General features: G+C 57.1%; 15 protein-coding genes and 1 pseudogene. 8 read left to right on the top strand and 8 right to left on the bottom strand.

Annotated features, from left to right (window positions below; translation table 11 throughout):
• Positions 1-2 precede the first annotated feature (2 nt).
• From ACQRAX_RS14555 to ACQRAX_RS14545, 3 genes are all read left to right on the top strand, one after another.
• Positions 3-1,496 carry an aldehyde dehydrogenase gene (locus ACQRAX_RS14555; protein WP_412040360.1) on the top strand — a complete coding sequence of 498 codons (1,494 nt, stop codon included), beginning with the start codon at positions 3-5 and terminating at the stop codon, positions 1,494-1,496.
• Positions 1,497-1,510: 14 nt separating this feature from the next.
• Positions 1,511-2,290, top strand: a complete 780-nt coding sequence (locus ACQRAX_RS14550) for a gamma-glutamyl-gamma-aminobutyrate hydrolase family protein (RefSeq protein ID WP_412040359.1) — start codon at positions 1,511-1,513, stop codon at positions 2,288-2,290.
• Between the two features lie 112 nt (positions 2,291-2,402).
• Positions 2,403-3,956, top strand: coding sequence for an APC family permease (locus ACQRAX_RS14545; RefSeq protein ID WP_412040358.1), 1,554 nt, complete (start codon positions 2,403-2,405; stop codon positions 3,954-3,956).
• A gap of 21 nt (positions 3,957-3,977) precedes the next feature.
• Here ACQRAX_RS14545 and gmk read toward each other — a convergent pair whose 3' ends face one another.
• Positions 3,978-4,598 (bottom strand): guanylate kinase, encoded by a 621-nt coding sequence (gene gmk, locus ACQRAX_RS14540; protein ID WP_412040357.1) that lies wholly within the window; start codon positions 4,596-4,598, stop codon positions 3,978-3,980.
• Positions 4,599-4,611: 13 nt separating this feature from the next.
• Positions 4,612-5,475, bottom strand: coding sequence for a YicC/YloC family endoribonuclease (locus tag ACQRAX_RS14535; RefSeq protein WP_412040356.1), 864 nt, complete (start codon positions 5,473-5,475; stop codon positions 4,612-4,614).
• A gap of 240 nt (positions 5,476-5,715) precedes the next feature.
• Between ACQRAX_RS14535 and rph the strand changes: the two genes are divergently transcribed.
• Both rph and ACQRAX_RS14525 read left to right on the top strand, forming a co-directional pair.
• Positions 5,716-6,438 carry a ribonuclease PH gene (rph, locus tag ACQRAX_RS14530; protein WP_045186166.1) on the top strand — a complete coding sequence of 241 codons (723 nt, stop codon included), beginning with the start codon at positions 5,716-5,718 and terminating at the stop codon, positions 6,436-6,438.
• A gap of 24 nt (positions 6,439-6,462) precedes the next feature.
• Positions 6,463-6,831 carry a DUF4870 domain-containing protein gene (locus ACQRAX_RS14525; RefSeq protein ID WP_045186164.1) on the top strand — a complete coding sequence of 123 codons (369 nt, stop codon included), beginning with the start codon at positions 6,463-6,465 and terminating at the stop codon, positions 6,829-6,831.
• Positions 6,832-6,894: 63 nt separating this feature from the next.
• Here the strand turns inward: ACQRAX_RS14525 and ACQRAX_RS14520 are convergent, their stop codons facing one another.
• Positions 6,895-7,674: an exodeoxyribonuclease III gene (locus tag ACQRAX_RS14520; RefSeq protein WP_028942456.1), complete on the bottom strand. Its 780-nt coding sequence runs from the start codon at positions 7,672-7,674 to the stop codon at positions 6,895-6,897.
• Between the two features lie 80 nt (positions 7,675-7,754).
• Here ACQRAX_RS14520 and pyrE point away from each other — a divergent pair, with 80 nt between their 5' ends.
• Entirely contained in the window at positions 7,755-8,396 is a 642-nt protein-coding gene (gene pyrE / locus ACQRAX_RS14515) for an orotate phosphoribosyltransferase (protein ID WP_412040355.1), read from the top strand.
• A gap of 265 nt (positions 8,397-8,661) precedes the next feature.
• Entirely contained in the window at positions 8,662-9,663 is a 1,002-nt protein-coding gene (locus ACQRAX_RS14510; RefSeq protein WP_412040354.1) for a formylglycine-generating enzyme family protein, read from the top strand.
• A 166-nt stretch (positions 9,664-9,829) separates the two neighbouring features.
• On the opposite strand, the gene ACQRAX_RS14505 is transcribed toward ACQRAX_RS14510, so the two are convergent.
• Complete coding sequence (locus ACQRAX_RS14505) at positions 9,830-10,207, bottom strand: hypothetical protein (RefSeq protein ID WP_412040353.1); 378 nt, start codon at positions 10,205-10,207, stop codon at positions 9,830-9,832.
• Positions 10,208-10,548: 341 nt separating this feature from the next.
• On the opposite strand from ACQRAX_RS14505, the gene ACQRAX_RS14500 reads away from it, so the two are divergent.
• The gene (locus ACQRAX_RS14500; protein WP_412040352.1) at positions 10,549-11,541 is read left to right on the top strand and encodes a formylglycine-generating enzyme family protein; all 993 of its coding nucleotides are present in this window, start codon (positions 10,549-10,551) and stop codon (positions 11,539-11,541) included.
• 52 nt (positions 11,542-11,593) lie between these two features.
• Here ACQRAX_RS14500 and ACQRAX_RS14495 read toward each other — a convergent pair whose 3' ends face one another.
• The 4 genes and pseudogenes from ACQRAX_RS14495 to dut form a co-directional block, all read right to left on the bottom strand.
• Positions 11,594-14,092 (bottom strand): LysM peptidoglycan-binding domain-containing protein, encoded by a 2,499-nt coding sequence (locus ACQRAX_RS14495; protein WP_412040351.1) that lies wholly within the window; start codon positions 14,090-14,092, stop codon positions 11,594-11,596.
• A 407-nt stretch (positions 14,093-14,499) separates the two neighbouring features.
• Positions 14,500-15,405 (bottom strand): acetylglutamate kinase, encoded by a 906-nt coding sequence (gene argB, locus ACQRAX_RS14490; RefSeq protein ID WP_045181313.1) that lies wholly within the window; start codon positions 15,403-15,405, stop codon positions 14,500-14,502.
• A 29-nt stretch (positions 15,406-15,434) separates the two neighbouring features.
• Positions 15,435-16,811 (bottom strand): annotated as a pseudogene (locus ACQRAX_RS14485) (phosphomannomutase/phosphoglucomutase); the annotation flags it as partial.
• A 136-nt stretch (positions 16,812-16,947) separates the two neighbouring features.
• A complete protein-coding gene (gene dut, locus ACQRAX_RS14480) occupies positions 16,948-17,403 on the bottom strand; it encodes a dUTP diphosphatase (protein WP_412040350.1) in 456 nt (151 codons plus the stop codon).
• Positions 17,404-17,409 lie beyond the last annotated feature (6 nt).

Raw genomic sequence — 17,409 nt, 5'->3', positions numbered from 1 at the left:
CAATGACAATTGCGCCACGTGAACACTGGGAACAGCTGTTCCAGACCCTGAAGATCGAAGGCCGCGCCTTCGTCGACGGGCAGTATTGCACCAGTGTTGCTGGTGACACTTTCGCTTGCTCCAGCCCGGTCGATGGCCGCCAGCTAGCACAGATCGCCAGCTGCGACAGCGCTGATGCCGAACGTGCCGTTGCTGCCGCTCGGCGCAGTTTTGACAGTGGTGTCTGGGCACAGCAGGCACCGGCGCAACGCAAGCGAGTGCTGATCGCTTTCGCCGACTTGCTGCTGGCCAACGCCGAAGAGCTGGCGTTGCTGGAAACCCTGGACATGGGCAAGCCGATTGCCGATTCCCTGAGCATTGATATTCCGGCGGCGGCCAATGCCATTCGCTGGCATGCCGAAGCCATCGACAAGATTTATGACGAAGTTGCTGCAACCGCGTCCGATCAGCTGGGTCTGGTCACCCGCGAGCCGGTCGGCGTGGTTGCGGCCATTGTTCCGTGGAACTTTCCACTGATGATGGCCTGTTGGAAGCTCGGCCCGGCCCTGGCCACCGGTAACTCGGTGATCCTCAAACCGTCCGAAAAATCACCCCTGACCGCAATCCGTATTGCCCAGTTGGCACTTGAGGCCGGTATCCCGGCTGGCGTGCTCAACGTCCTTCCCGGATACGGTCACACCGTTGGCAAGGCCCTGGCCCTGCACATGGATGTCGATACTTTGGTGTTCACCGGTTCCACGCGCATTGCCAAGCAGCTTATGGTTTATGCCGGTGAGTCGAACATGAAGCGGGTCTGGCTGGAAGCCGGCGGTAAAAGCCCGAACATCGTCTTTGCTGACGCCCCCGACCTGCAGGCGGCCGCGGATGCGGCAGCCGCCGCCATCGCCTTTAACCAGGGTGAGGTGTGCATCGCCGGTTCGCGCTTGCTGGTTGAGCGCAGCATCAAAGAGCGTTTCCTGCCGATGGTGGTCGAAGCCCTCAAGGCCTGGAAACCGGGGCACGCCCTGGACCCTGAGACGCGCGTCGGCGCCTTGGTCGACAGCACTCAGCTCGATACCGTGCTGGGCTACATCGAGGCCGGCAAGGCCGATGGTGCGACCTTGCTGACCGGTGGCGAGCGTGTATTGGAAGACACCTGTGGCGTCTACCTGCAGCCTGCGATTTTCGATGGTGTGACCAACGCCATGCGCATCGCTCGCGAGGAGATCTTTGGCCCAGTGCTTTCGGTGATCACCTTTGACAGCGCCGATGAGGCGATTGCCATTGCCAACGATTCCCCATTTGGCCTGGCCGCAGCAGTGTGGACCAACGATATCTCCCGCGCCCACAAGGCCGCTCGCGCTCTGCGCGCTGGCAGCGTGTGGGTCAACCAGTACGACGGCGGTGACATGACCGCGCCCTTTGGCGGGTTCAAGCAGTCGGGCAATGGTCGCGACAAGTCGCTGCATGCTTTCGACAAATACACCGAACTCAAGGCGACCTGGATCAAGCTGTAAGGGAGGGTGAACCCATGCAAACTACCAATGACCTGCCGCCTTTGATTGGCATTTCTGCCTGTCGTCAGCAGTTGGGCAACAATTCCTCGCACACGGTTGGCGACAAGTACGTCGAAGCGGCGGGTTTCGCCGGAATCCCTGTAATCCTACCAGCACGCGCCGAGCCGGTTGACACGCAGCGCGTGCTGGAGCGCCTCGATGGCATTCTTTTTACCGGATCGCCTTCAAATGTCGAGCCGCATCATTACAATGGCGCCCCCAGCGTGGAAGGTACGAAGCACGATGTGTTTCGCGACCGGCTGACCCTGCCGTTATTGCAGGCCGCCATTGCCACCGGTGTGCCGGTGTTCTGCATTTGCCGTGGATTTCAGGAATTGAACGTCGCCTTGGGCGGCAGCCTGCATCAGCGTGTCCAAGAGCTGCCAGGTTTCCTCGATCACCGCGAGCCGCAGGACGCACCACTGGAAGTGCAATACAGCCCCCGCCATAGCGTGACCGTGCAGCCCGGTGGGTTGTTCGAACGGCTTGGGTTGGAGCAGAGCTTCATGGTCAATTCGCTTCATAGCCAAGGCATCAACCGCCTGGCTGGCGGCCTGCGTGCCGAGGCCCTGGCGCCGGACGGATTGATCGAAGCGGTGTCCATGGAGGACGCCTCGGGCTTTGTGGTCGGTGTGCAGTGGCACCCCGAATACCGCTTGGCCGACAACCCGGTTTCATTGCGTCTTTTCCAGGCGTTTCGTGAGGCATGTCTGGCCCGTGCAAGGGGCGAGCGTCAGCGGGGGAAGGCCCTATAAGGTCAGCCGAGTGAGCCGGAACAGCAGCACCAGATAACAGGTTTCAATGAGTGAAAGCGGGCGCGCTGCGGGGCGTCTTGAAAAACAATAGTAAAAGCGGCGGCAACTACTCATGAGCGAATACGAAGCAGGCCTGTCCCCGGGTATCGGACAGGCTCGCCCCCAGGCATCAAGCGCATCGGGAGCAACCAAGGGGCTGGCCAAGGGCCGGCTCGGATTGCTGGCGAGCATTGTCCTGGGCATCTCCACCATTGCACCGGTCTACACCCTCACCGGTGCGTTAGGCCCAACCGTGCGTGAAGTCGGTGCGCACCTGCCGGCCGTGTTTATCGTTGGCTTCCTGCCCATGCTGTTGGTCGCACTGGGCTACCGTGAGCTGAACTCGGCGGAACCTGACAGCGGTACATCCTTTACCTGGTCGGCGCGGGCGTTCGGCCCGATGATCGGCTGGATCGGCGGCTGGGGCTTGGTCACGGCCACCACCATCGTCCTGTCCAACCTTGCGGGGGTGGCAGTCGACTTCTTTTATTTGTTCCTCGGACAGATCACCGGCAGCCACGAGGTGGCTGCGCTGGCCGACAATCTGCTGATCAATGTCATCACCTGTTGCGTGTTCATCGCCATGGCGGTGTGGATTTGCTGTCGCGGCATTGCCACCACCATGACCGTGCAGTACGGCTTGGTAGCGTTGCAGTTGGTGGTGCTGGTGGGCTTTGCCTTGGCAGCCTTCGGCGGCTCATCTGCACAAACCCCGCCACTGGAGTTCGATCTGGACTGGTTCAACCCCTTTGGCGTTGAGTCGTTCTCGGCGTTTACTGCGGGTCTGTCGCTGTCGATCTTCATTTTCTGGGGCTGGGATGTCTGCCTGAGCATCAGTGAAGAGTCGGTGGGCAGCGGTGATACACCCGGCCGCGCGGCGACCCTGACGGTGCTGCTGATTCTCGGCCTGTACCTGGTGACCGCGATTGCCACGCTGCAGTTTGCCGGTATCAGTGATATTGGCCTGGGGCTGAACAATCCGCGTATTCAGGAGAACGTCTTCGCCCACCTGGCCGGTCCAGTCATGGGGCCGTTGGCGATCCTGATGTCGATTGCCGTTTTGGCCAGTACCGCTGCTTCGCTGCAGTCGACCTTCGTGTCGCCGGCGCGCACTTTGCTCGCCATGGGGTACTACGGTGCAGTACCAGAGCGCTTCGCCAGCGTCTGCCCGCGGTCGAAAACCCCGCGTTACGCAACCATCTGTGCCGGTGTGGCGGCGGGTGTGTTCTACGTCACCATGCGTACCTTGAGTGAGAACGTGCTGGCCGACACCATCACTGCCCTGGGCATGATGATCTGCTTCTACTACTCGCTGACCGCCTATGCCTGTGTCTGGTACTTCCGCCACAGTCTGTTCGATAGCGTGCGCCACTTCCTGTTGCGTGGGCTGTGCCCGCTGCTCGGTGGCGGCATTCTCTCAGTGATTTTCCTGCAAACCGCCTACGACAGCGCTTCGCCATCGTTTGGCAGCGGTTCGCATGTGGGTGGATTGGGCTTGGTGTTCGTAATCGCGGTGATCATCACCCTGCTGGGGTTGGGGCTGATGATGCTGTCACGCCTGCGGGCGCCGGCGTTCTTCCTGGGCATGACCTTGCGTCGTCATGCCACGGTCTCCAGCCGCCGCTAAGCGGCTGGAGTTACCGGTTGCTCAGGCAAGCAATTGCTTGAGCAGTTGGCCATGACGCTGCTGCTGGTTAGCCTGCAGCAAGCGGTTGGCGCGGAACACCGCCTTGAGGTCTTCCAGCGCAGTGGCGAAGTCATCGTTGATGATGACGAAGTCATATTCGTCGTAATGACTCATCTCACTGACCGCTTCACGCATCCGTCCTTCGATGATTTCGTCGCTGTCCTGACCACGGTTAGTCAGGCGTTGACGCAGGGCTTCCTGGGTCGGCGGCAGGATGAAGATCGAGCGCGCCTCAGGCATCAGTTCACGCACCTGTTGAGCACCTTGCCAGTCGATTTCCAGGATCAGGTCGTGGCCTTGGTCGAGGGTCTGCTGCAGTGCGCTGCGCGAAGTCCCGTAATAGTTACCGAAGACTTCGGCCTGTTCGAGAAAGTCGCCTTGCTCGATCATCAGCTTGAACTCGGCGTGCTCGACGAAGTGGTAGTTCACGCCGTGCACTTCACCAGGGCGCATGGCCCGGGTGGTGTGCGAAACCGACACCTGGATGCTGTTGTCAGCGTCGATCAGGGCCTTGACCAGGCTGGTCTTGCCAGCGCCGGAGGGGGCAGAAACGATATAAAGGGTGCCGCTACTGTGATTCATGGTCGGGGTGGCCTTACTCAATGTTCTGTACTTGTTCACGCATCTGCTCGATCAGTACCTTGAGGTTGACCGCGGACTGGGTGCTGCGTGGGTCGAAGGCTTTGGAGCCCAGGGTGTTCGCTTCGCGGTTGAGCTCCTGCATCAGGAAGTCCAGGCGCCGGCCAGCAGCGCCGCCGGACTTGAGCACCCGGCGAACTTCGGTGATGTGGGTGCTCAGGCGGTCGAGCTCTTCAGCGACGTCGCTCTTTTGCGCCAGCAGGACCATTTCCTGCTCCAGGCGCTGCGGGTCGAGTTCGGCCTGCATGTCGGTGAAGCGGTCGAGAATCTTCTGGCGCTGGGCAGCGAGCATCTGCGGCACCAGGGCGCGCAGGGTGGTGACTTCGCTGGCCATGCCGTCCAGGCGCTCGTTGATCAGGCGGGCCAATTCGCTGCCTTCACGGTTGCGACCGTTTTTCAGCTCGTTGAGCGCCTCGACAAACAGCGCCTTGGCTTCGTTGTTGAGGGTTTGTGGATCATTGGCATCGGCCACCAGCACACCAGGCCAAGCCAGCACTTCAAGCGGGTTCAGTGGCGCTGGTTGTTTGATCAGGCTGGCGACGGTCTCGGCAGCGGCCACCAATTGTGCAGCGCGCTCACGGTCAACTTGCAGCGGCTTGCCGGCGTTTTCTTCATTGAAACGCAAGGTGCATTCGACCTTGCCGCGTGACAAGCCCTGGCGCAGTGCTTCACGCACTGCACCTTCGAGGTCGCGCAAGGCTTCGGGCAGGCGCAGGTGAGGTTCCAGGTAGCGATGGTTGACCGAGCGGAGTTCCCAGATCAGGGTGCCCTGGCTACCGGCGCGCTCGACACGAGCAAAAGCGGTCATGCTGTGCACCATGGGAAGTACCTCGCAAAAAAGGGTCAAGAGAAAGCCAACCGGCTGCAAAGGCGCAAGATTGTAGCGCAGTGCGGCGCAGGCTCCCAATCCACTGATGGTACAAACACTCACGCAACTCCCGGAAAAAACCGACCAACGCCTCTGGGCCCTCTGTTTCGGGGCCTGCGACAATAGGTATGCCCTCAAGGCCCGGTACGCTTATAATGCTGGGCAGATTCAAACCCAGTACAGGTATCCCAAATGAAACGTCCAAGTGGTCGCGCTGCCGATCAGCTCCGCTCGATCCGCATCACCCGCAACTACACCAAACACGCCGAGGGATCAGTACTGGTCGAGTTCGGTGACACTAAAGTCGTCTGTACGGTCAGTGTCGAGAACGGCGTACCGCGCTTTCTCAAAGGCCAGGGCCAAGGCTGGCTGACCGCCGAATACGGCATGCTGCCGCGCTCCACTGGCGAGCGTAACCAGCGTGAAGCCGCCCGTGGCAAGCAGGGTGGTCGTACCCTCGAAATCCAGCGCCTGATCGGCCGTTCGCTGCGTGCCGCTCTGGACATGAGTAAGCTCGGTGACATCACCCTGTACGTCGACTGCGACGTGATCCAGGCCGACGGCGGTACTCGCACTGCCTCGATCACAGGTGCAATGGTTGCTCTGGTAGACGCCCTGCGCGTGGTCAAGAAGCGTGGCGGCCTGAAGGGCGGTGACCCGCTCAAGCACATGATCGCCGCCGTCTCGGTTGGCATGTATCAGGGCGAGGCCGTACTTGACCTGGACTACCTGGAAGACTCGGCTGCCGAGACCGACCTCAACGTCGTCATGACCAGCCAGGGTGGCTTCATCGAAGTCCAGGGCACCGCCGAAGGCGCGCCGTTCCAGCCGGAAGAGCTCAACGCCATGCTGGCGCTGGCGCAAAAGGGCATGGTTGATCTGTTCGAACTGCAGCAGGCCTCGCTGGCTGACTGATTTCGACACGGCAAGGAGCAGAACATGAGCGAGCAACCGTTGCAGTTGCCCACCCCCAATGCCGAGATTCGACAGTGGGCGATGTTCTGCCACCTGGCCGCGTTGCTGGGCCTGATCGTGCCTTTCGGCAACCTGTTGGGTCCGTTGGTGATGTGGATCTGGAAGAAAGACCTTGATCCGTTCATCGATGCCCAGGGCAAGGAAGCGCTGAATTTTCAGCTCACCGTGTTCCTGGCCTCGATCATCTGCTTCGCGCTGATGTTCGTGCTGGTGGGAATCGTGCTGTTTGGCATGTTGATGGTTGCCGTATTGGTGTTGACCATTGTTGCTGGGGTCAAGGCCAATGACGGGCAGCCCTATCGTTACCCGATGACCTGGCGACCGATCAAATAGTGATCAGCTCATAGCAGGCACAAAAAAACCGACGTGATGTCGGTTTTTTTGTGCCTGAACGAATCAGATCGTCAGCGTCCAGTCGTAGTCCACGATCAGTGGCGCGTGCTGGGAGAAGCGTGGCTGGCGCGGCAGGCGTGCGCTACGCACGAAGCGGCGCAAGCCCGGGGTCAGCAGCTGGTAGTCGAAACGCCAACCCAGGTTGAGCATCTCGGCCTGCTCATTGTCCGGCCACCAGCTGTACTGGTCACCTTCACGGCTGACTTCACGCAGGGCATCAACATAGCCCATGTCACCGACAACGGTGTCCATCCACGCGCGTTCCGGCGCCAGGAAACCCGGCGACTGCTGGCCGTCGCGCCAATTCTTGACGTCGAGCTTCTGCTGCGCCACGTACAACGAGCCGCAATAGATGTACTCGCGACGCTTGCGTCGCTGCTTGTCCAGGTACTTGGCGAAGTCGTCCATCAACTTGAATTTCTGGTTCAAGTCTTCGTCGCCGTTCATTCCCGAAGGCAGCAGCAGCGTTGCGATGCTTACCTTGTCGAAATCGGCCTGCAGGTAACGTCCGTAGCGGTCGGCTGTCTCGAAGCCCAGGCCGCTGATGACTGCCTTGGGCTGCAACCGCGAATAAAGTGCCACGCCGCCTTGGGCGGGAACTTCTGCGTCGCAGGCATAAAGGAAGTAGCCATCAAGCTGAAAAGCTGGGTCGTCGAGTTCAAAGGCCGAGGCGCGGGTATCCTGAAGGCAGATGACGTCGGCATTCTGGGCTTGCAGCCAGCTGAGCAAACCACGCTCGACTGCAGCCTGAATGCCATTTACGTTCACACTGATGATCCGCATAAATGGCCCCAAAAATCTCGTGCGTGTATGATACCCGAGCTGTACTCATTTAGCTAAATCCGTGGTATCCGGGACTCTTCATGCAGCCGTATCAGCGCGACTTCATTCGTTTTGCCATCGACCGCGGGGTTCTGCGCTTCGGTGAATTCACCCTCAAATCCGGGCGCACCAGCCCGTATTTCTTCAATGCCGGCCTGTTTAACAGTGGCTCGGCCCTGGCTCAGCTCGGGCGTTTCTATGCGGCGGCGATTGTCGACAGCAAGATTTCGTTCGACGTACTGTTCGGCCCGGCCTACAAGGGTATCCCCCTGGCGGCAGCCACTGCCGTGGCTCTGGCCGAGCATCACAACCTCGACCTGCCATGGTGCTTCAACCGTAAAGAGGCCAAGGCCCACGGTGAAGGTGGCAGCCTGGTCGGTGCGCCGCTGGAAGGTGACGTGCTGATCATTGACGACGTGATTACTGCGGGCACCGCGATCCGTGAAGTCATGCAGATCATCCAGGGTCAGCAGGCCAAGGCTGCTGGTGTACTGATCGCACTGAACCGCCAGGAGCGCGGCAACGGTGAACTGTCGGCGATCCAGGAAGTGGAGCGTGACTTCGGCATTCCAGTCGTCAGCATTGTGTCGCTGACCCAGGTGCTGGAGTTCCTCGCCGACGATCCGGCGCTCAAGCAGCACTTGCCGGCCGTCGAGGCCTATCGGGCCCAGTACGGGATCTGAGGTTGGAAAAGAAAAAGGCGCCTATGAGCGCCTTTTTCTTGCGGTACACTTTCGTATTCGAAAGAAAATCCAGGTTTAAATAGAGGTAACAGGATCGCGCCTCAGAACTGCACTAGTGCGTGGCATTTAAATGAGCATGCATGAGACGATTCTGAATAATTAGTAGGACTTTTCTGAAATTTATGGCTAAGGCGTTTGTTCTAAATTATCGAAATAGAAGCATGATAGTCTCCAGGTTTCGATTGGCAAACGCTGGAACGTTCTTATGGCAAAGCAGATCTTATTGTCCATCTATTCTCTATTGCTGCTGACCGCCTGCCAAGTACAAAAATATCCACTGCCTGAAAGTCAGAAACTATCTATCGAGAAAGTCGCCAAGATCGCGGTGACGATTGATCAAAAATACCCAGGACTTTCCGCCGAAACGCGCAGCAGGCTGTTGAATACTGTTGTGCAGTCACTGGACAATATGGTGTTTATCGAGGGTGGTGAATTCCAGATGGGGGATTTTGGCTGGCCGTATGACGACGACCCGACAAATATGTGTGGCTGGCCATGCGGTGTGGAGCCAGACCGGATGGGCCGTATAAGCATACACAGTGACGACGATTTCGTTCATCCCGTTAAGCTGAGTAGTTACTCCCTATCGAAATACCAGACGACGCTTAGGGATTTTGATCTATTTTTTATCGCTCAGGGCAAGCCGTTGTTTGATGCGGAAAATCGTAAGCGAGAAGATCTGAAGGAAATTATTTACGCACCCAACCTACCTGCACCGACCAAAAGCTGGCAAGAAGCCAAGGAGTACTGCGGTTGGTTAGGGGGGCTGAGTGGCTTTCCAGTGGATCTGCCTACAGAGGCCCAGTGGGAATATGCCGCGCGGAATCGTGGCCAGCACGTGGTATTTTCTACCGACAATGGGAGCCTGAACTATGGGCGTAACTTTCCTTCATCGGGCAAAGGTAAACGTCTTACATTTGCCGTTGATAGTTTTGTCCCTAACCCTCTAGGGATTTACAACCTATCAGGGAATGCCACTGACTGGGTCAATGATTGGTACGAAAAAGACTACTACCGTCGTTCACCGCTGGAAAACCCTACCGGCCCCGAAACAGGCACGCTTCGGGCTCTTAGAGGGTCAGGGTATGGTGAGGCCCCGTTGATCAGTGCTAGTACGGTGCGGCGATGGGGGGAGGAGCCTGTGAGAAAGCGGCATGTCCCAGGCTTCAGCTTCCGTTGCGCTGTTCAGTCCGATCAGTCTCTTTAGACTAGAAAATATTAATTACCAGGCTGTCAATAAAACGATTGAATTGATTTTGTTCATGTCCGTTGAGCAAGGCGTTAATACGCTCCAAACTCTTCATGGCATTAACCTTTTTTTCGTCGACCGAACAATGCTCTAGCACTTCGATAAATTGCCGCCAGTGACGTACTTAGGAAAGAAGAATGACCAGAGCCTGCTCCTGATTTTCGATGAACATGCCAGTCACTCCCGCGGCCACACCTTCTGTCAGCAGGTAAACCATGGGGCCAATGGTTTCCGGCGGCAATACGCGCAGAGGTACATCCTGCTGACGATTTTTTATGACTTTATCTTCCTTATGTGCAATCAAGTAGTCAGCCAGTGCCTCAGCTTCAACCCTGGTTGCCTGCCTCTCTTTCCACCATAAAATCATATCGTTAAAGCCGTCCTCAAACGCCTTGGTGATCGTCGTAGCAGGAGATGTAGTGGCGCCGGGTGGGGTCGCTGAACAGGATGATTTCCACCACCGTGATATCGGACCTGGTTTACTTGCCACGTTGGCTTTCAAAAGCCGCATCCCTTGCCATGTCTAAAGCCGGGTTTTACTGACTACTGATACGTTTTTCTGCGCCGCCAGTTGCGTGCACAACATATTGATTGCCCTCTCCATCGACAGGAAGCACCCGGATCTAAGCGAACAACTAATAAAAATTTCAGATCGCGAGCAGAAATAAATCAATAAGTTAATTCTGATAGATTAGTGGGAATTATCCGAAATTGAAATTATAAAAATAATACGACCACCAAAAATCATACCACAATAATCTGATTGAATAATTTATTCATCGGCGCCATGCTAAAGCTAATGAAGCGACGCAATTATCCACTTTACATGTATAAGGACATCCTGTGGCAAGAAAAGTCATATTCCCCCTCTGCGCGTTACTAGTGCTATTCGGCTGCCAAGCGCAATCGATACCACTTCCTAAAAGCCAAAAACTTTCCCCAGACAAGGTCGCTCAGATTGCTGCAACCATCGAACAGAAATATCCAAAGTTTTCCACCGAGCTGCGTGGCAAGCTACTCAACACCGTGGTGCAGTCTTTAGACAACATGGTGTTTGTCGAAGGGGGTGAATTTCAGATGGGGGATTTTGGCTGGCCGTATGACGATGACCCTGCAAATTTATGTGACTGGCCATGCGGGATAGAGCCGGAGCGAATGGGGCGTATCACCCCGTTTGGGGAGGATGACTTCGTTCACCCGGTGAAATTGAGTAGTTACCACCTGTCGAAATTTCAAGTAAAGCTTGAGGACTTCGATTTGTTTTTTATTGCTCAAGACAAACCAGTATTTGATACAGAAGATCGAAAACGGGAAGGCTTACAAGATCTCTACCAATCAGATCTTCCAGCTCCCACTAAAAGCTGGCAAGAAGCCAAGAATTACTGCAACTGGCTCGGCCAACTGAGTAGCTACCCCGTAGACTTACCAACTGAAGCGCAATGGGAGTATGCTGCTCGAAGTCGCGGTCAGTACGTGGTCTTTCCTACGGATAATGGCAATCTGAACTACGGGCGAAACTTTCCTGAGCCCGATAAAATGGACACTTTTCCAGTCGACAGTTTCGTCCCCAATCCACTGGGACTCTACAATCTCTCAGGCAATGCGACTGACTGGGTCAATGACTGGTACGGCAAGGATTATTATCGGCAATCCCCCGTGGAGAATCCGCAAGGGCCAAGCACTGGTACCCAAAGGGTCAGGCGGGGGGCAAATGTGCTAGAGGGCCCACTTCTGAGCGCTAGCGCCGTTCGCCGTTGGGGCGATGATCCAAATCAAGGCTTTTATAATCCTGGCGCCAGCTTTCGCTGCGCAATTCAGTCAGAAGAGCCATTGTGATTTAGAAATAAAGACGCCTTGACGCGCCTTCATTTCTAAATGCGTAAATAATTTAAGCTAAGCCATCAAACCGCCCGCTGTTACGCGCCGCCAGCAACACTTTTTCCTTACGCCAAGCATTGCTTGGCTTCCACGCCACTCTGGCCGAGGGCTCGGCCAGTTGGTTAATTGCCAAATTTTCAATAAATCGGTTGAACTGGCTTTGCTCATAGCCGTCTAATATGGCGTTGATCCTTTCCAAACTCTCCATGGCATTGACTTTTCCCGCCTTGGGCGAGCAATGTTCAAGTACCTCGATAAATTGCCGCCAGCTTCGTATCTCTGAGAGGAGAATGACAAGCGCTTCTTCTTGCAGCTTGTTAAAGCTCTCGACAAACCCTTCGGTCAGCACATAGACCATCGGGCCCAGGGTTTCGGGTGGAAGCAAGCTAAAAGGCAGAAGCTCGCCCCGAACTATCATGACTTTATCGGTTTTGTGCTTGTCCACATATCTCGCCAAGATTTGCGCTTCAGCCTTGGACGCCGATCGCTTCTCCCACCACCGGTTTATTAATGAAGCACTGCCATCAAATGCTTTACTAGTTGCATTCGCGGGTGAAGTTGCCACCTGATACAGGCCTGCAGCTAAATAACTAAAAGCCCCTTCCGTAACCCCCAACAGGTATCTATAGTCCATATCCGCCAAAGCATTGCAAAACAGCAAGGTCAACTTTCCAATCTGCTCAATGTCCACCACTGTAGCAAATCCACCTCCGGCACCGGGGCCCAACACCATGGAGCCTCTACAGCTAAGCACTAATCGATCTTTCGAAATTTCGAGGCCAAACTCACCGCTTCCCCCCACTCCCAAAGCCGCATTCCCTTCCGCACTGATTTTCGCCAACGCGACCCAATTGCTGCTGGCATTGGCCTGGCCGACGACGGCCTTTCCCGTCCCTTGCTTGTCCGGCGCAACCCACTCAAATGCGCCACTTAGAGCGCCGCCAGCCTGAGCACCGGCAAACGTTTCGCACTTGACGCCGATGTGGCCACTGGGGCCGAGCGCTATGGCCGGAGTACCTAGCAAAGCAGTCGCACCTGCTGGGGTTTCACTAGGCTTGTATTGCGTTTTAACCCCAGCTTCCCCCTGTAACTTGGCACCGACAAAACACGAAAACTCCAACTTGCCACTCAGGCGAAACACGCCCACGGGATGCAGCACTTCCATACCCAAGGCATTGCGATAGGACATGTTCGCGACATGCCCACCCTGGTCAGGGAAGTACGAGTTCAACGACGCCGAAGCTTCTGCCAAAGAGAGTGCCGCGCTACCTCTGACACCGACATCGATACTGCCTTCCATGGGATTCCAGTTATTCACGCCGGCACTGGCGCTGGCCGCGAAACGCAGGGCGTGGGCTTCTGCCGTTACGGCATAAGGGGCGGCGTCGCTCTGGTTAGAGGTCCAGGATACTTCCTGATGCAGCGTGTTGAGCAGGTTGTCCTCCTTGCTGTTCCAGCTGCTGATCTTCAGCTCCAGGCTGCCCAACGGACCCGCCTTGCGCCCTTTTCCGATCGCCTCCTTGATGTCTTTAATCAAGTCAGTGGCCAGCTGCTTGTTGAACGGTTTGCCAGCCATAATCCGCGTTGAGGCGCGAACCTTCCAGGAGGTGGTTTCGCGGTACGGGATCGAGATGTAGTGGCGCCGGGTGGGGTCGCTGAACAGGATGATTTCCACTACGTTAATGCCAGTCTTGGTTTGCTTGCCTTGCTGACGCTCAAAGCTCCTCCCCATGCCATGTCTCAAGTCGGGCGCCGCACTATTGGCAGTGCTGAAACTGTCTTCCGGCTCGGGTGCTCGCTGCGCCGCCAGTTCGGCGCGGAGTTTGCCGATTTCACCATCCAGTTCCAGGACCTTCTTGCTCTGCAAGGACTTCCAGTTGGATTCAAATTGCGTGGTCCTCAAAGCACTGGGCTTGTAATCCTGATACCAATCACGCGCTTGCTGTAAGGTCGCCAGGCGGCCCTGCAGGTCTTTGTCAGTGGTGAGGGGCGCGATTGTGCTGGGCTGGGGCTTGGTCTCGCGTACCAGCAACCCGGCGCCTTCGGCTTTCTGCGCCCAGGCATCTTTGACGCACCCCGCACAGGTGCAACTGGCCATGGGGGCCTGAAGCTTCTTGCACTGCAGGGCAGGCAAGGCTTTAGCCAGGTTCTGATGCAGTTCATCCATGAGCTTCTGCACCGCGTTGATTTCCTGCTTCAGTGCTTTGGACTGTTTGGCGGTCAGTACATAGAAATGCGGCTCGCCAGTAACGTGGGCGACGTCAACCAGTTCCTCGTCACATTCGGCCTGCCCCTTGAGCGCAATCGACGTAGTGCTATGCGCATGCATCGGTGGCGGTAGTTCAGGTTTTGGCGCGGCGCCGGGAAGCTTTAACTCCCAACCGGCTTTGATATGGTTAGGGTCACCAATGATCGGGTTAAGCGCCTGGATCTCAGATACTTTAGCGCCATGTCGTTGGGCAATTTGCCCTAGGGTATCGCCATGTTTAACCGTATAAGTGCTGCTCATGCATCATCATCCTTGTGATTCAAAGACGCTCAAGCTCAATCAGTTTTTCGCCTGGCGTTCACCTTGGTTTGTCTGTAAGCAGCGCAGGTGAGTACAAGAGGCGTGCCATTAATTGCTAAGGCCAGGTAATCCGCGGTCTTCAGCACCGGCCCCTGTGTCTGAAGCCGCTTTTAGCCGCAAAAATCGATGAAAAGTGCGCAACTTCTTGCGCAGTACTGCGCAAGAAGTTGCGCACTCGGCTGTAAGCCTTGAAAGACTTGGCTTGTAGCGATGGCTAGGGGGAGTTATCCACAGGTGGGTGCGCAACTTCTTGCGCACTTGACTATAAAGTCAAAGATGGGGGCACGAGCCACCGCATAGATACAAAAAAGGCGACCCTGAGGTCGCCTTTCTTTAGTCTTCTCGTCTTAACGAGGCTTACTGTTGGTAATCAACGTACCCACACCACTGTCGGTAAAGATCTCCAACAGCACCGCATTCGGTACCCGGCCATCAATGATGTGCGAGCTGTTGACGCCGCCTTGCACCGCTTCTAGAGCGCAACGGATCTTCGGCAGCATGCCACCGTAAATAGTACCATCGGCGATCAGTTCGTTGACCTGCTCAGTGGTCAGGCCGGTGAGCACGGTGCCTTGCTTGTCCATCAGGCCGGCGATGTTGGTCAGCAGCATCAGCTTTTCAGCCTTCAGTGCTTCTGCCACTTTGCCCGCGACCAGGTCAGCGTTGATGTTGTACGACTCGCCGTTGGCACCGACGCCGATTGGTGCGATGACCGGGATGAAGTCACCTTTTACCAGCATGTTCAGCAGGTCGGTATTCACCCCGACCACTTCGCCGACATGGCCGATATCGATGATTTCCGGGGTGGTCATCTCTGGCGTCTGGCGAGTAACGGTGAGCTTTTTCGCACGGATCAGCTGGGCGTCTTTGCCGGTCAGGCCAATGGCGCTGCCGCCATGGCTGTTGATCAGGTTGACGATGTCCTTGTTCACCTGGCCGCCAAGCACCATCTCGACCACGTCCATGGTCTGCGCGTCGGTAACGCGCATGCCATCGATAAAGTGGCTTTCGATCGACAGGCGCTTGAGCAGATCACCGATCTGCGGTCCGCCACCATGCACGACCACCGGGTTGATGCCGACCGCCTTCATCAGCACGATATCGCGGGCAAAACCGGTTTTGAGCTCTTCGCTCTCCATCGCGTTGCCGCCGTATTTGATCACCAGGGTCTTGCCGACAAAGCGTCGGATGTAAGGCAGCGCTTCGGACAAAACCTGGGCGACATGGGTGGCGGCATCGCGATCGAGGGTCATGCAGGGCTCCAGTTGGAACAGATAGTCGGTCAGAACTTGGGTTGCAGATCAGGAGCAACGCGCTTCAACTGGGCGCGGAATACTTCCTGGATACGCTGCAGTTCGGCGTCGGTGTCGGCCTCGAAGCGCAGTACCAGCACCGGTGTGGTGTTGGACGCGCGAACCAGGCCCCAGCCGTGGGGATAGTCGACCCGCACACCATCAATGGTGGTCAGGTTGGCGTCTTGGCCCCAGTCAGCCTCGCGTTGCAGTGCATCAATGATGCTGAATTTACCTTCGTCGGTCACATCAATATTGATTTCCGGCGTACAAATGTCATTCGGAAACGCATCGAACAGCTGCTCGGCATCGGTCTTGGCTTTGCTGAGAATCTCCAGCAGGCGTGCGGCACTGTAGATGCCGTCGTCAAAACCATACCAACGCTCCTTGATGAAGATGTGTCCGCTCATCTCGCCGGCCAGGAGGGCACCGGTTTCCTTCATCTTCTTTTTGATCAACGAGTGACCAGTCTTCCACATTAGCGCGCGACCACCGTATTGCTCGATCAGCGGGGTCAGGCGGCGCGTGCATTTGACGTCAAAGATGATTTCGGCACCCGGATTGCGCTCAATGACATCCTGGGCAAACAGCATCAGCAGGCGATCGGGGTAAACAATGCTGCCGGTGTTGGTAACGACGCCAACGCGGTCGCCATCACCGTCGAAGGCCAGGCCCAGGTCGGCGCCGCTTTCCTTGACCTTGGCAATCAGGTCAACCAGGTTCTCGGGTTTGCCCGGATCCGGGTGATGGTTGGGGAAGTTGCCGTCGACTTCGCAGAACAACGGGATCATTTCGCAGCCCAGGGCTTCGATCAGTTGCGGGGCAATGACACCCGCGGCACCGTTGCCGCAATCGACCACGACCTTGAGTTTCTTCGCCAGCTTGATGTCGCCGGTGATCTGCTTGAAGTAGCGCTCAAGAATCTCGACCTTTTCCACACGGCCTTCGCCACGGCTCAGGTCGTTGGTTTTCAGGCGCGTCAGCAGGGCCTGGATCTGTTCGTTGGCCAGGGTGTCACCGGCAATGACGATCTTGAAACCGTTGTAGTTCGGCGGGTTGTGGCTGCCGGTGAGCATCACACCGGACTTGCCGGCGAGGACGTTGGCGGCGTAGTACAGGGCAGGGGTCGGTACCAGGCCGACGTCGCTGACCTGGCAGCCGGCGTCGACCAGGCCTTTGATCAGTTGCTCGACCAGCATCGGGCCAGACAGGCGGCCATCACGGCCGACGGAAATGTTCGGTTCACCTTGGGCCAGGGTTTGCGCACCGATGGCGCGGCCGATCCAGTAGGCGGTTTCGGCGGTCAGGGTGTCACCGACCACGCCACGGATGTCGTAAGCGCGGAAGATGCTTTCTGGAAGTACAGGTACCAGGTGTGCCATGTCGTTCATCTCTGGGGAGCTCCAATATCGAGGGCGTGCAGGGCAGGCTCAAACTGAACGCTTTGACGGTCATTTCGCCAGAGAGTTCGCCATCCTTGGCGCACAGTGGGCAGTTGGCGGATCAGTTGCTGCCCGAATGGCCAAAGCCGCCAGCGCCACGCTGGCTCTCGTCGAAGGCTTCGACGATATCGAAATGAGCCTGCACCACCGGTACCAGGACCAGTTGCGCAATACGCTCACCGACGGCGATGGTGAAGGGCGTCTGGCCACGGTTCCAGCAGGAAACCATCAGCTCGCCCTGGTAGTCGGAATCGATCAGGCCGACCAGATTACCCAAGACGATGCCGTGTTTGTGCCCAAGGCCCGAGCGCGGCAGGATCAGTGCGGCCAGGCCAGGGTCGCCGATGTACACCGACAGACCGGTAGGGATCAGCAAGGTCTGGCCTGGCTCCAGGACAGTGTCTTCCTTGAGCAAGGCGCGCAGGTCGAGACCGGCCGAGCCTGGAGTGGCGTACTGCGGCAGCGGGAATTCGCTGCCAATGCGTGGATCAAGAATCTTGGCTTGTAGAGCGTGCATACAGAG

It is taken from the genome of Pseudomonas sp. UM16, assembly GCF_050312595.1.
In the GTDB taxonomy this organism is placed as follows: Bacteria; Pseudomonadota; Gammaproteobacteria; order Pseudomonadales; family Pseudomonadaceae; genus Aquipseudomonas.
This window is presented reverse-complemented; position numbering and strand designations above follow the sequence as displayed.